Origin of the sequence: Undibacterium sp. GrIS 1.8 (genome assembly GCF_040544445.1) — a bacterium.
Taxonomy (GTDB): Bacteria; Pseudomonadota; Gammaproteobacteria; order Burkholderiales; family Burkholderiaceae_D; genus Undibacterium.
In genome coordinates this window covers 1-14,022 of record NZ_JBEONQ010000038.1, presented here as the reverse complement: position 1 = coordinate 14,022, position 14,022 = coordinate 1, and the positions used below count along the sequence as shown (strand labels likewise).

The following is a 14,022-nucleotide window of genomic DNA, read 5'->3' as shown; positions in this document are numbered from 1 at the left end:
TCATTCCCCCTTCTCTCGCTTGCCACTTCTGTAAGTCGAAGGAGATTGGTCCGCTTTTACTGGCTCAGTTGGTGTTTGTAACTGCCCTAAGACCCGCAGCTCACCAGATGGTTTCCCTAAACGTTGCATCTTGGCAGATACTTTAACAACTCTCACGTCACTGTCAGGTAATAGCCTTAAATTACTCAGTTTAGGCAGTGATTCCATATCTTGAATCAACGATGCAATATTTAATTCTGTATTAATCGGCACTAACGTCAATCGCAATTCACCATCGAGATACTCAAATTCACGCAACGCAGCTTCTTGTTGTTGCAAGACAGGCTGTAGGCTTTTGAGCATATCCTGAATTCCATCCTGGCTGCGTAATGCTGCAAGTTTATTAATCCATTGTTGCTGCGAAAGTGCTTTACTACGAGCGTCGTTCAAGGGGTCTACTCTTACAGATAACGTGGAAATCTTTTCTTCAGTTATTTTTTTCAAAGTCTGTAAAGTCCACCATTGTATGGATAGATAAGCTGCAAATCCGGCTAAAAGTCCAAAAGTAGCAATTAGTAAAATATCAATTCGAAAATCTTTGATGACATGCCACCACTGGGTGCCAAGTAAATTGCGCCCCCATGGCTCTGCGAGCCTTGCGAAATCCCTGATTGGCTTTGCCTCGACAGAAATGACCCGCGCCGGCATTTTTTCCGGCCAATTTAGAAGTTCGCTGCGAACACCAGTTGCTGCAGCCGAAGTAGGACGCCACTCAATCCACTCCTGATCACTAATAAGATCCGGCCACCAAGCGGTATCAATCAAAGTATCTTGGTGCCACAACTGTGCTTCGATACCTTCCTTGCATTCATACAGGACTGCGCCATCTTTAAATTTGGGAAAACAAACACTTTCTGGAGCAAGTTGAAGCGAATTAAAATCTAGTCCAGTCTTAGCACAAAAATCCCGCACAAGTCTATTTTCCCAAAACCAGAGGTGTACCCAATCTCCTGAACGACAAGCATAAACTCCACAATCGGCAAAAGGAGCAAGTCGATTGAGTTGTAATTGCACTAGCGCCGACGTTTTATGACGGGGGACTCCTTTGACTTGCAATGAGGTCATCACGCACCAGGCACGGGGCAATATCCACAAAGGTTTAATCCACCCAGTCTTCTGAGCGGATTTCTCTCCAGAGCGCTCACTTTTCAATAAGCCAACGGATTCGGCATAGTCAGAAAGGTAGTATCGGTTGCGTAATTGCATTCTTGTCCGTATCAGAAATTTGGTCTATTTTTGGCCACTCAGCGCGGTCAGTCGGCATGATAACTGAAGCCAATGGTATTCGGCGCGGGGAATTTATCTCCCATGGCGTCCCTTCCGCATTGGACCGCAATTTTAACTCGTATCGAAAAACCCAAGACATTTCAGGCATCGAATGAGTCACTCGCAAAGTTCTAGCAGGGTACCTTCCATCTGGCAAACCTAAGAAATTATTTGACTGATTACTTTGCTGCAACACGTTAATCGTCGTCGATTCGCCAGTTAAACGTTCCTTAGCAACAGTTGCCAACTGTTCGAGGGTCAATCCATAGGCTGACAGTGTCTTCGCAGTTGCGGTACCTGGATTAAAATTACTATCTCCCCATACAGTGACATCTTCAAAACAATGACGTTCTTCCCAAATTGGCTGCAGTTTTTTCCAACCATAGACACGCCAAATCTCTGGCTCAGAAAGAAGCGAGGCACCACGAGGAGGTTGCAAACCCGCTGCAGAATACTCAAAATCCTTAGCGCCGTTCAAGCGTTTTAGCTTGCTAGGTTCGGCATAGTCCTCCAATGCATCCATTAGCGCATCGGCCTGAGATTCATCTGCGCCACAACTTACCAGAAGCCGCGACAACAAATTTCGCTTTGGGCGATTTAAATTTAACAATCCCCGCACATCTTGGAGTTGCATAGTGCTTCCATCCGCGCCGGCATACCCGCGACTATCCACGCGCAAATACTGCCCTGACCAGCCAAATCCATTCTCAGTTGCCTTGCTCGTTGAGAGCCAATATAACGCCTCGCTGCGACTAGATAGAAAAGCCTGTTCAGCATTCGCGCGTTGTTTTAACTTTGCTTGACGTTCGGCGAGTATCTGATTGGATTGACTGATCATCGCGGCCAATATTGTCAATCCAGCGAGCAGCCATAACACTGCCGCTAATGCAAATCCATTTTCGTTTTTTTTACGACGGGAAATATGCAATAACTTCATCACTTCACATCTACCCCAAACAATTTACCCATTTCATTTTTTGTGTTCGGCTCAATCTTACGCATACCATCATAAACTGCGACGGTCTGCAACAAACGATCACCTGAGTTAGCTCGTACAACTACGCCTCGCGGCATGTCATCGACTACTTTTCCCATCGGAGGCCAAATTGCCGAGGTTGTACCATCGACCATCAGATACTCAAATTGCATCGACGTGTCCCACGAGCCGATTACTACAGACTGTCCGTCATCTGTCATCACCAGAAGATCCGTTTTCCCAGATCTGCCAGAAGTTAATTTCACCTGAAATTTTTGCAAATTTCCCCAGTCATTGTTGGGCAAAGATAAAGAGTAAGCCTCGAATCCGGTGCTATCACCGTGAAACGGTTTCTCAACATTCTCAGGAAGCACTAGGTTGCTCACTAGATCTTTAAGTGAGTTCACACGTATCCACTGTGACTGAAATTGCCCATTTACGTTTTCCGCAATACGGACAACTTGCGCAACTTGGAAAAAAGCACCAGACATAATCACGACAACAAAGCCCAGAATGACTAGGCTAACCAGCAACTCGATTAGGGTTAAGCCAGTCTGACTTCTGATCGCAATACCTTTAGCACGTGCAATTCTAAGTCGATCTAGGTGAACACTTTTTATCTTTAACATGTCAGAAGGGCGTCACTGCTGCTGGCTGTCGAACCTGTTTATATCCAACTAAGCGTAATGGAAATTCAAACCATGCCCGTCCAGTTTTATCGGAAGCCTTTACCTGAACTTTGTAGATACTGATTTGGTAAAGACCCAATCCTCCAGAGGGTGAAACCGAGTCTCGGATCTCTGAGAGGGGTTCGCTAGTCCATTCGATTTGAAAGGAATCAAATACCTGCCTTCCATCCGATGCCACGGCAGGATTTTGGGTTGAAAGAAAATCGATTGCCTGTATTTTTGCCAAGGACTCTTTTTCCTGCAATTGAAAGCGATTCAACTGTCCCATTGACTGTCCAAGCCAGCTAAATAATACAACAGAGCCTATCGTCAAAATAGTCAACGCAGCAATCATCTCCAGCAAACTGAAGCCTAGTTGCTTTTGACAAACCGAACCAAATTGTCTACGGTCTGCTTTGCGATACCTTACAGTAGGGATAAGCACGTTCATTGCCGAATTACGCTAACGTCACAACTAACAGGAGCAATATTCAATTTCACTTTGCGGGTCTGAAAGCCAAGCAACTCAATTATCCCGCCTTCACAAATTCCACTATGAAAAAAGACGACTGGCTTTTCATTCACAATCGCCCAACCATCTGGCAAACTCAACATGGCATTGCCATCGCCCATCTTAGTGGTCCAGTTTTCTTTACTCAGCTTCACCGTCTCGGATAACAACGCCGCGCGAGATGCCAGTCGCTGAAACTGTATTGATATCTCAGTCAACTGCGCCCGTTCAGAAATAGAATCAAACCATCTTTGCATGGCAGGTACAGCAACGCCGGCCATAATTGCGGTCAGCGTTAAAACTGCCATCATTTCGATTAGAGTAAATCCGCGTATAAATCGACACGGGAGAGAAGACTGCATCACAGAAAGCACTCCACCACAAAATTAGTTATCTTCCACATCGATTATTTTGCTGGTGTTCCAAGTCCGATATCTGCATTTAGCCCCTCCCCTCCCTCCTTACCGTCGGCTCCAAACGAGTATACTGAATAAGGCTTGTTATCAATACCAGGTACTTTGTATTGATATGGGTTACTCCAAGGATCAAGCGGAATGGCACCCTCGATGTATGGTCCCTTCCATAAAGGTTGAAGATTTGAATCCAAGGGCGGCGTCAAAAGCCACTGGAGACCTTGCTCCGGAGGAGGCACTTGTCCGACGTCGAGTCGCATAATATTCAATGCACTCTCAAGCATTTTTATTTGTGTTTGCGCAGTTTGCACCTTAGACGAATCTACTTTGCCGAAAATACGCGGCCCGACTAAACCTGCTAGCAAACCGATAATTACCATCACAACTAACATCTCCAGCAGGGTAAAACCCGCAGATCGCTTAGTTTTACTTAACGTCCATAATTTATTGCGCATAACCACCTTTCAAAACGAAAATTGCATACCTTTATTACAAGTACTCAATCACAGATAAAACAAAACAATCACATCAACCAGCACTAAATTTACAACATTTAGTCAGGTGGTTCACTTCATTAAAAACGTGATGTTCAACAAACTGCGATCTGATTATAGGAAGGTTATCTAAGCATATCTGAGATTGCCACATCATAAAAATGAACCAAATTTATCTTCCTAACTAACCACGGAGGCTATATCAGCGGCGATTACCCCCAATCGACCGCCGACTAGATAACATTCGTCAAACTCGTAATCGCTAGCATGACTGAAATCATAATACCGCCGAGTACAACTGAGACTAACAAAATCGTTATTGGTTCGAGTAGAATCAAAAATTGCTTCATCTGTTGCTGGCTATGCAACCGATGCATGTTGGCCAAGGAGGCCGTTGTTTTACCCAATGCGCCAGAACGCTCACCAACTCGTACTAAGTTGACACCGGTGGCATCAATAAATTGATGCAATTGCAGCGACTCCGCGAGCGTTTTACCACCTCGAACATCACTCAATATTAATGATGCCTTCTGTCGCCAGACATCGCCACGAAGCGCGTTCTGCGCGTGAGCCAAAGCCTCCAAAATCGATACATGATTTTGCAACAGGACACTAAACATAGAACTCCAGCGCGCCATCTCTGTGTGCATAATCCAGCTACCGATCAAGGGCAATCCTGCAGCCCAGTTCCAAAGATTTTGCTGTATTTTTTCTTGACGAAGTAATAGGTAGCCACCAATCCCAGCGCTTGCAACAACAATCGCTAACAGTAATTTATTTTTTGTAAGCCACATACCTGTTGCCAGCACCCATACCGACAATAGCGGAATATCGGCCTTTGGATTGCTCAAAATATTAGCAAACTTAGGTACGACAAACACAAACACTAATAATGTTGCGAGAAAACCGCTGACCACCAAGACCATTGGATAAATGAGAGCATTTCGCGCCTCACGTTGGAAATTTTGTTCAAGCTCCAACTGCTCAGCAGCAGAGCGCAAAGAACCAGGCAGTTTGCCAGTAGATTCTCCTGCCTTACAGAGCTCGATAACATAATTAGGCAACCGCAGATCTGCCTCAATCAGCGCCCTAGAAAACGCAACACCGCCGCGTAGTTGAGAAAAAATTTTATTAAAAGCAATACCCAAAGGAGAATCGACGTAACCACGAGCAACATTCTCAACGGCATCAGCAAGCGTTACACCAGCATCCAGAAGTGTCGCCAGCTCCTGGAGCACGACCAATAACGCGTCCCGTCCAGCGCGCTTTGGCCGCGATAATCGTATCGATTTTGGCGTAGCAGCCTGACGCATCTCAAATACCATTAAGCCGCGACGCTGCAGTTGAGACATTGCCTCAAATTCAGTCTCCACAGTAAGAACGCCTTTGATTACAATACCTTGGGGATCAGTGGCTTGGTAACGATATTCAGGCATAGCGATTTAACAATTCGGAAAATAAAGTCATAAACACCAGTAAGTGAACGGTAGAGTTGTTTAATCAAATAAAGCAAACGACCGCATCCGAGGGAGGCATCAATTTAAAAAACAATATGCTTTAAATAGTTGCAGGATTGTATTTCATTAACGGAGCAAGGACTAGTAACAACAATGGGTAAATACATGAGATTTCTATTAATGCAAAGAATACACAAATCCTCAATTAACAACCCCATGATTAATAACATATACGCAAGTCCACATTTCTGAGAGGCTTTAAATACACATACGATACTGCGTAAAGTTGAATTAACTTCCGATACAGTATGTACCTAAGTAACAACAAACTTCTGTACAAAGTTTAAGAATCACGTGCAGAATGCTGTAACACAGCCTAATATAGTTTCGTCGATCTTACCGATATGACCTATGGGGGGAGGAAATGTTGCCAAAATTACGTTTTCAATTTATTTGCACGGAGTAACTTGCTGTAATTGTAAAAACATGATTTAATCCGACTCGGCTAGTCATATGAGTACTCGTATGACAAGTACTTGTATTAAACGTACGTTGTACATTTTATTTTAGTATTAACAAATGTCTTTTCTAGAGAGGCTATTCAAATGAAACACAAACAACTAAGTATCCTGGCGGCTAGCCTGGTTGCTGCTTTTGCTGCTAACGTAGCTTCTGCGGGTCAAATTCAATCAACATCTTCAGCTATCGCTCACGAAACAATTGTGAACGACGCACAGGCAGTGTCAGCACCGCCAGTATCGTATCGTTTCGCTGGCGATATCGATGCAACCTTAGTTACTCAATCCTTCCAGATCCAATTGGTTCTTAAGCAGGGCACATTCAAAACTGCTGGCTCAGCAAACGCAATTACTCTCGTAGATAATACTGGTAATATCATTCCAGTAGCGAAGTACACCGTAAGCACACCTACACTCAGCGCAGATAAAACTGTGTTGTTTGCTAATGTAACTTTCCCACAATTAGCAGGAACGACGTACGTTACACCAGCGGTTCGTTTTAATGATACAGTAACTAATGCTAATGCTGGAGCAGTTGCTGCTACGGTAAGCAACCTATACACTTTAGTTGGCGCTGTGCTTCCTTGCGTCAATAGTGTTCCTACTTTAGGTGTTTCAGTTAAAGAATTTGCCAACGTAACCTCTACAGCACAAGCTACCGATGCATTGAATGCAAATCCGGCCAACGAGCACACTCGCGCTGGAAGCACAAATGATGGTACACTTTTTACATTCCCTACGAACCTGTCAGTTTCATTAGTTGCAGCTACAACTAATTTGGCTAAAGTTGATGCAGCGAATCAAAATACGTTGTTCAAAGCAACAAGTGGTGTCGCAACTGCAACCAGTGGCTTTCAAACTACTACAGTAGCTAACTTGGGGACTGTTACGATCAAACAAGATTCAACTGGTTCTGATTCAGGTAGCAACAACCCTTATTTGCTAACTGCAGCAACTTATCCTGCCACAGCCGCAACAAATACTACTGGTGCAGTTGAATTGAAGAACTTCAACGTTAAAGTTGTTTCTTCACAAGGTTTCGCTATTGGCAGTACAGTATGGCTGTCAACAACGGCTAACGGTCCAGCTGTTGGCGGCGCAACTGCAACTGTGACAGCTACAACTGGGAACACAGTTACTCTGACTTCAACATCGTTGACACCAGCTCAACTGGCAGCACCTTTGTTTGTTGTCTACACTGTTCCTGGTACCGCAGTAATTCCAGTGTCCACATTCAATGCTACCGGCACGTTGTCTAAAGCTCCTGATTCAGGCACAACTTACTTGAATGAGCAAGATAATAGCTGCACAAAACCTTTGGCATCTTTAGTTGGCGGAGTTAAAGTTGACGTGCGCAATTACGCTACTCCAACAACTGGCGGTGGCTGGACAAGTGTTATTCGCTTGATCAACCCAAGTGAAGTAAACACTGCGACTGTGTATGGCCAATTGATTCATGCAGATGGTTCATACGGTAACTGGGGTGCATTAGGCACATTGGCACCACGTGCTGTATCAAACTTGACCTCTACTGCTATCAATGCATTGTTGACTACAGTACCTACAAGTGTAACTCCTGGTGCCGCTGGCCCAGTTGCAAACACAAATGGTGCTGGTGATCGTTTGCGCATCTCAGCTGATGGTGTTAGCGCTCTGAAAGTACAAAATTATTTGTACAATCCTGATAGCAAAAATTTCATTGAAGCTTCTTCAGCTCAAGGAGTTGATTTTGATTCCAGCACAGATCGTGTTCCATCAGATGCGCAAGCAAATGATCAAGATGCACAAACTGGTCTGGTTAAGTAATATAGAGTTTGGTAATAGTATTATTTAGTTAAAAAAAGGAGGCTTTCGCCTCCTTTTTTGTTTTAATATTTTGTTAATACGATGAGAATATTCGTATCTCTCCAAGCCTATATTAGTTCGATCTTGATATTAGCGCAGTGTACAATATCTCCAGATCACATCATTGTGCTTCTCAAGCTCATATAAAAGGCGAAATGTTTAATTTTTTTATTCCTCAAATATCCCGCGCAAGCTTTGATTTGGTGGTCAAAATTGCTTCAATTGTACTTATCTTGGCGACTCCTATTCCAACTACTCACGCCCAGATTAGTATCAACAGTGGCTCCATCACATCACTGGAGACCTTGATGCCAGATCTGCTAAAGGCAGATAGCGTAGATAAGGCGCTCAATGTGTTGAAACCCTCCCTCACAAAAACTCAGTTACTTAAGTCGGACTATTTATTGTTGGACTCTCCAACTATTGCTCCTGCAGGACTGATGTCAGTGCGATTGATGAGCGAATTGCCGGGAACCGAGTTATTTGTTCTAATGAACACATCTCCAGCAAAAGGAGACTCTGCTATATTAGCAGCGCAGGAAATTCCCAATATGGGAAAGTCAGATATTCGGGTCAAAATTAAATTAGAGAAAAGTACCGAGCTGCTATTGGCAGTTCGTGCAGCCGGTAAATGGTATAGTGTTAGCAACGATGTAAAAATTGCAACGAAGTAAGCTGATTAGCTTAATGACACAATGAACCATTATGATCACGCAATGAATACATTTCTCTCTTTCGAACAATTCCTTGAAGCCAACTCAATCGTTCCCACCGAGACGCTAGTGAACGCCCGATTGCTTCAACGAGAACAATTCACACCTCTACCTGCACTATTGGTAAGAATGGGGGCTTTATCTGAAGAGGTTCTTTATCAGCAGATGGCCTTGCACAGCGGCATGCCACTCATCACAGAAGAGGACTTGCACCACGCGCAAATCGCCTTCCCAACTACGGTGAGTCAGTGGGGTTTGTTATCGCATTGGTGTCAAGCTCAGGGCTTAATTCTTTGGCAACAAGAAGATTCCCACATTACCCATTGCGTGGCAAAGGAGGTAATCAGCGCGAATGTTCACGAGGTTCTGCGCCTTAAATCTCCTCCAGAAACACAAATACATTACTCACTAGTTCGACCATCCGCATTTGAAGCGTTTTATGCCGCACTGGAACGACGTGAACCGAGGGCGGTGGCGACTGGTGACGTCATGCATTTGCGCGAGCTTGCTGAAGAAGGGCCGATCATTGAGCTGGTGAACACGGTATTATCACAGGCGGTAACACGAAGGGCATCAGATATTCACGTTGAACCAGGCGAATACGAATTTGCGATTCGGTTACGGGTAGACGGTGTAATGCAAGAGCTGAGCCGTATGCCGCTAGATAAATTTGATGCAACTGTATGCCGTATCAAGATTTTGTCACAGCTTGATATTGCAGAGCGTCGATTACCACAAGATGGTCGCATGACAGCGCGCGTTAATAGCGAAGTTTTTGACGTCCGTGTATCGGTACTGCCGGGCGCAATGGGTGAATCAGTAGTAATGCGTCTGTTGCGCCAAGATCGTAAACCCTATCATCTTGAGGATCTGGGCATGATGCCGGATCACGCGGCACTATTTAAACGCTGGATTCAGATGCCGAACGGTATCGTATTGGTTACCGGACCGACCGGCTCAGGAAAAACCACGACACTGTATACCGCCCTAGATATCGGTAATGATGGACTCAACAAGATTATTACTGTAGAAGATCCGGTCGAATATCGGTTAAAAGATATTACTCAGATTCAGGTCAATGCTGATATTGGATTTACCTTCGCCGCTGCTTTGCGCTCCATTTTACGACATGATCCAGACGTAGTGTTGATTGGTGAAATTCGCGATCAGGAAACTGCCGCAATCGCCGTGCAATCAGCATTAACAGGCCATTTAGTATTCTCAACTTTGCATACCAATAGTGCTGCAGGTGCAGTTACCCGTCTAGTCGATATGGGAATTGAAGCATTTTTGTTAGGATCGAGCCTAAAAGGTGTCATGGCTCAGCGCCTGGTCCGCTGCCTGTGCGAACATTGTTCGCAGCCAACAGAGGTAAGTCAGGAAACCCATCGAGTTTTACTGGAAGGTGTGAAGCATTGGAGCGATGAGCTTGTCAGTAAACCTCAATTACGTCGTCCCGTAGGATGTCGTAATTGTAATCAGACCGGTTTCAGTGGTCGCGTAGCGATCTATGAACTGTTCGAAGTCGACGCTACTTTGCAACATCAAATTCTGACAGGCGCGAGTGAAGCAGATATCGTTCGTTACTTACGCTTAAGCAATGTCCGCTCGCTGCGCGACGATGGCATACTTAAGGTGTGGCAGGGTATTACAACCGTGGATGAGGTACTAAGTCTTGCGGGAGCGTAAAATTTCTTTCATTAGATTTTTACACCAGATTATTTTATGAACTACTTATGCTTGGCGCAACTCTTATCTTGATAAGACAAGGAGGGGGGCTAATGTTAAAACATGGTGTTGATCACGTTTTAATTCGAGAAAATCAAATTTTTGCGTATGGCTGGGGTTTTGTGCCAGGATTAAACATACGTAAAGTTGTGCTTGTCTTGCACTTCGATAGAATAAAGGCAAATATTGAGCTTGACGCTAATTATGGTCAACGTAGGGATGACGTTCGTAAAAAATACCACGTCATACCGGAAGCAAGTGATGCTGGATTTTTATTACTAGCAGAGACAGGTGAGCAAAAAATTTCAAGCATAGAGCTACGTTGGGAATTATCGGATAACAGCATCCTCACGACACCAGTTCATTTCACTCAGCGTCAGGAGCATGAAAACGCTCTTAGCAAGGTAGCTCACTATGCTGTTTTAGCAAAAAAATCTCTGCTATTGCTGAAAAACTCAGGCCCTAAAGCGGTAGTTGATAAGATTTTACGTTACAACTCCGGTAAACCAAAAGCGCTAGACTCAGTAATTTGGAAAAAACTCATTCATCAACTTAAATCACGCCCCTGTGCTGTAGTGATTGATCATGATATGGGAGGCGGTGCTAATATATATCGCCAGAGACATATTGCTGAGCGGCTCGCTTCTGATGAGAATGTTTTGATGCTAGGCTTTCATATCGCTAGCTTGCAATACTTTGTTGAGTTCTTTGACGGTAGATCACCAATACGTTATTCGATTACATCTATAGAAGCGTTTGTCTATTTGCTAGGGCATGCCAAAATACACCATATCCTTTATAACTGTGCTGTATCGTTCAGACAGCCACTTAGCGTAATCAAGATGTTAGTCACTCTAAGAAAGCATATGCATTGTGAATTACAGGTTGTGGTACACGATTACTTTGCCATTTGCCCTAGCCATTTTTTGATTAATGATAAAGGCACGTTTTGTGATGTTCCAGGCATTAACGAATGTCAGCGTTGCATTAACGAGCATACTGACGGATTCGTCTCTGTCAGCAACATCAGAGACATACGCCAATGGCGTCTCGCCTGGTCGGCATTGCTGATCGCTTCAGATGAAGTAAGATTATTCTCCGAAGCGTCCAAACGCCTGTTACAACGGGCATATCCTGACGTTCCTCAAAATAATTGGCGAGTACAACCGCATGCACTTCATACATCAGTTAAAAGAATCTCTATATCTCATTCAAAGGAACTGCATATTGGTGTAGTGGGTATGATAGGTAAGCATAAAGGTGCTGAAATCGTCAACGGATTGGCACGTGAAATCCAAAAACGACATTCAAATATAAAAATAACTATTATCGGCGCGATAGAGGCGAGAGTTCCCAGCCATATTGTTGATATCACGGGCCCATATCATCCAAAACAACTTAGTCGCATCGTTCAAGAATCTGGAGCAAACGTATTTTTGTTACCCTCAATTTGGGCAGAAACCTTCTCGTACGTCTCACATGAATTGGTCGATATGGGTGTTCCATTTGCTTGCTTTAACTTTGGTGCTCCCGCAGACCTAGCCAAAGCGTACGAGAACGGATTGGTCCTGAGCTCTATGCAACCCGCTGCAATACTGGATGAACTACAATGTTTTTGGCGGCAAATAGCCTTAAAAAAGAAAGAAGTTATATGGTTGAGCGCGTTAGCATGAAAAAAATACATGTTTTTACCAGTGCTGCATGTAATTACATTCCGAAAGTTCGAGTATTAATAGAATCCATTAAACAATGGCATCCAGAATGGGTCGTTCACTTGGCATTGTCCGATCAACTTCCACCTGAAATAGATTTGTCCAAAGAGCCTTTTGATGAAATTCATCCGGCAGATAGTTTGGGTATACCTGATTTTATGGGTTGGTCTTTTTGTCATAATATTGTCGAACTTTCGACAGCGATCAAACCGTTTATGCTAAAAACCCTGTTGGATCGTGACGACTGTGCCGGCGTAATTTATCTCGATCCGGATACTGTGCTGTTTTCCCGGCTAGATGAGGTTATAACAGCGCTTGAAAACTGTAATCTAGCATTGACTCCACATCAGCTGAAGCCTGAGTCTTCTGTCGCATCAGTGATGGACAATGAAATTTGTAGCCTGAAACACGGCATTTATAATTTAGGTTTTTTTGCTGTTAATGTAACCGAAATTGGCAAGACTTTTGCAGCATGGTGGGCTGAACGTTTATATTATTTTTGTCGAGCGGATATTCCAAACGGCTTATTTACAGATCAACGCTGGGTTGATCTGGCACCTGCGTTCTTTGAAGGGGTGTGTATTTTACGATCACCAAGACTCAACGTCGCCCCATGGAATCTCACAACACGCAAACTAACCGGCAAAGTACCAGATCAAGTATTGGTTAACGGAGAGTCATTAGGCTTTTATCACTTCACAGGCTTTGACAGTGGAGCACACATGACCATGTCAAAAAAGAACGCAACAGGAAATCAAACAGTTACCGATCTGGTTAATTGGTATAGCACAGTAACAGAGAATTTAAGTACTGATCCGTTGAGCCAGGTTTCGTGGCATTTTGGCAGTTTTGCCAATGGAAATAAGATCAGTCCACTGGAACGCATGATCTATCGCGAACGCATAGATCTACAAAAAAAGTTTCCAAATCCTTATTTAACTGGTCAAGATAGTTTTAAGGCCTGGATAGAATCCAATGGCAAATCAGAATACCCAAAACTGTTTGATAGGACTACCGAGGCATTAGAAATAGTCCGACTACATAAAATACTCACGCCAGGTTTTCAGGCTGGGAGAAGTCAGTCTCAATTGAGTTTAGGATTATTGACAGCACATCTCTTGCAAGCATTATTGAATGCCGATCATCGTAGAAGAATAAGTAAACGGACTTGGGAAATTTTAAGCAACGAAGGAATGGCTGGAGTGATAAAACGCATATCTAAGTGATGATCCCGATATAGGACGTCGGCGTTAGTTTTGCGGCGATTGCCTGGTAAAGGGATGGAATTAGTATAAGAATTAGCACGAACAAAAATTTTGTTACTCTATTTTTTTCAAGTGCAATAGAGCCTGTAAATAAATTTGTGTAAATGTCCGCGGTCTATTAACCTCAAACGAGGAACTTACCGATAGACATTGTAATGGACTGAGAGAAACGCAAAGCGTTGACAAAAGAGCTTGCCAAGAACATTAAAACTGAAGCCAATTGTCATCAACAATCATGTCGAAAAAGTAAATATTAAATTCTCCGGCCAGAAAAGCAGAGCCTGTAAGAAATTCTGTGTAAATGCCACGGAACAACTTAGTGGTCGTATTGTTGAATACGGTCACCAAACTCAATCATAAATCGATTCAGCGCCATACGCCAATTCTGAATGGGCATCGTCCATTTTTTTGATGCCT

General features: G+C 43.8%; 12 protein-coding genes. 5 read left to right on the top strand and 7 right to left on the bottom strand.

The window, feature by feature from the left end; translation table 11 throughout:
* The 7 genes from AAKU64_RS16470 to AAKU64_RS16440 all read right to left on the bottom strand — a co-directional run bounded on the left by AAKU64_RS16470 (nt 1) and on the right by AAKU64_RS16440 (nt 5,803).
* Nucleotides 1–1,245, bottom strand: a complete 1,245-nt coding sequence (locus AAKU64_RS16470) for a hypothetical protein (protein ID WP_354362475.1) — start codon at nt 1,243–1,245, stop codon at nt 1–3.
* Complete coding sequence (locus AAKU64_RS16465; RefSeq protein WP_354362474.1) at nt 1,214–2,242, bottom strand: hypothetical protein; 1,029 nt, start codon at nt 2,240–2,242, stop codon at nt 1,214–1,216. Before AAKU64_RS16465 ends, AAKU64_RS16470 begins: the two co-directional genes overlap by 32 nt.
* Nucleotides 2,242–2,910 (bottom strand): type II secretion system protein, encoded by a 669-nt coding sequence (locus AAKU64_RS16460; protein WP_354362473.1) that lies wholly within the window; start codon nt 2,908–2,910, stop codon nt 2,242–2,244. The genes AAKU64_RS16465 and AAKU64_RS16460 overlap by 1 nt, the downstream gene beginning before the upstream one ends.
* A gap of 1 nt (nt 2,911) precedes the next feature.
* Nucleotides 2,912–3,400, bottom strand: a complete 489-nt coding sequence (locus tag AAKU64_RS16455) for a PulJ/GspJ family protein (RefSeq protein WP_354362472.1) — start codon at nt 3,398–3,400, stop codon at nt 2,912–2,914.
* The gene (locus AAKU64_RS16450) at nt 3,397–3,822 is read right to left on the bottom strand and encodes a pilus assembly FimT family protein (protein WP_354362471.1); all 426 of its coding nucleotides are present in this window, start codon (nt 3,820–3,822) and stop codon (nt 3,397–3,399) included. Before AAKU64_RS16450 ends, AAKU64_RS16455 begins: the two co-directional genes overlap by 4 nt.
* Nucleotides 3,823–3,866: 44 nt before the next feature.
* Nucleotides 3,867–4,328 carry a type II secretion system major pseudopilin GspG gene (gspG, locus tag AAKU64_RS16445; protein WP_354362470.1) on the bottom strand — a complete coding sequence of 154 codons (462 nt, stop codon included), beginning with the start codon at nt 4,326–4,328 and terminating at the stop codon, nt 3,867–3,869.
* Between the two features lie 272 nt (nt 4,329–4,600).
* Complete coding sequence (locus AAKU64_RS16440) at nt 4,601–5,803, bottom strand: type II secretion system F family protein (protein ID WP_354362469.1); 1,203 nt, start codon at nt 5,801–5,803, stop codon at nt 4,601–4,603.
* A gap of 626 nt (nt 5,804–6,429) precedes the next feature.
* Here AAKU64_RS16440 and AAKU64_RS16435 point away from each other — a divergent pair.
* From AAKU64_RS16435 to AAKU64_RS16415, 5 genes are all read left to right on the top strand, one after another.
* Nucleotides 6,430–8,148, top strand: a complete 1,719-nt coding sequence (locus tag AAKU64_RS16435; protein ID WP_354362468.1) for a hypothetical protein — start codon at nt 6,430–6,432, stop codon at nt 8,146–8,148.
* Between the two features lie 137 nt (nt 8,149–8,285).
* Nucleotides 8,286–8,861: a hypothetical protein gene (locus AAKU64_RS16430; RefSeq protein ID WP_354362467.1), complete on the top strand. Its 576-nt coding sequence runs from the start codon at nt 8,286–8,288 to the stop codon at nt 8,859–8,861.
* Between the two features lie 42 nt (nt 8,862–8,903).
* Nucleotides 8,904–10,589: a GspE/PulE family protein gene (locus AAKU64_RS16425; RefSeq protein WP_354362466.1), complete on the top strand. Its 1,686-nt coding sequence runs from the start codon at nt 8,904–8,906 to the stop codon at nt 10,587–10,589.
* A gap of 92 nt (nt 10,590–10,681) precedes the next feature.
* Nucleotides 10,682–12,301 carry a glycosyltransferase gene (locus AAKU64_RS16420; RefSeq protein WP_354362465.1) on the top strand — a complete coding sequence of 540 codons (1,620 nt, stop codon included), beginning with the start codon at nt 10,682–10,684 and terminating at the stop codon, nt 12,299–12,301.
* On the top strand, nt 12,238–13,566 hold the full coding sequence (locus AAKU64_RS16415; protein ID WP_354362464.1) for a glycosyl transferase: 1,329 nt from the start codon (nt 12,238–12,240) through the stop codon (nt 13,564–13,566). Before AAKU64_RS16420 ends, AAKU64_RS16415 begins: the two co-directional genes overlap by 64 nt.
* The last annotated feature ends 456 nt before the right edge of the window (nt 13,567–14,022 follow it).

What these genes read in the sequence shown, in the direction of transcription:
- AAKU64_RS16470 (WP_354362475.1), bottom strand. Translation starts at nt 1,245, where the DNA reads ATGCAATTACGCAACCGATACTACCTTTCTGACTATGCCGAATCCGTT.
- AAKU64_RS16465 (WP_354362474.1), bottom strand. Translation starts at nt 2,242, where the DNA reads ATGAAGTTATTGCATATTTCCCGTCGTAAAAAAAACGAAAATGGATTT.
- AAKU64_RS16460 (WP_354362473.1), bottom strand. Translation starts at nt 2,910, where the DNA reads ATGTTAAAGATAAAAAGTGTTCACCTAGATCGACTTAGAATTGCACGT.
- AAKU64_RS16455 (WP_354362472.1), bottom strand. Translation starts at nt 3,400, where the DNA reads ATGAACGTGCTTATCCCTACTGTAAGGTATCGCAAAGCAGACCGTAGA.
- AAKU64_RS16450 (WP_354362471.1), bottom strand. Translation starts at nt 3,822, where the DNA reads ATGCAGTCTTCTCTCCCGTGTCGATTTATACGCGGATTTACTCTAATC.
- gspG (WP_354362470.1), bottom strand. Translation starts at nt 4,328, where the DNA reads ATGCGCAATAAATTATGGACGTTAAGTAAAACTAAGCGATCTGCGGGT.
- AAKU64_RS16440 (WP_354362469.1), bottom strand. Translation starts at nt 5,803, where the DNA reads ATGCCTGAATATCGTTACCAAGCCACTGATCCCCAAGGTATTGTAATC.
- AAKU64_RS16435 (WP_354362468.1), top strand. Translation starts at nt 6,430, where the DNA reads ATGAAACACAAACAACTAAGTATCCTGGCGGCTAGCCTGGTTGCTGCT.
- AAKU64_RS16425 (WP_354362466.1), top strand. Translation starts at nt 8,904, where the DNA reads ATGAATACATTTCTCTCTTTCGAACAATTCCTTGAAGCCAACTCAATC.
- AAKU64_RS16420 (WP_354362465.1), top strand. Translation starts at nt 10,682, where the DNA reads ATGTTAAAACATGGTGTTGATCACGTTTTAATTCGAGAAAATCAAATT.
- AAKU64_RS16415 (WP_354362464.1), top strand. Translation starts at nt 12,238, where the DNA reads ATGTTTTTGGCGGCAAATAGCCTTAAAAAAGAAAGAAGTTATATGGTT.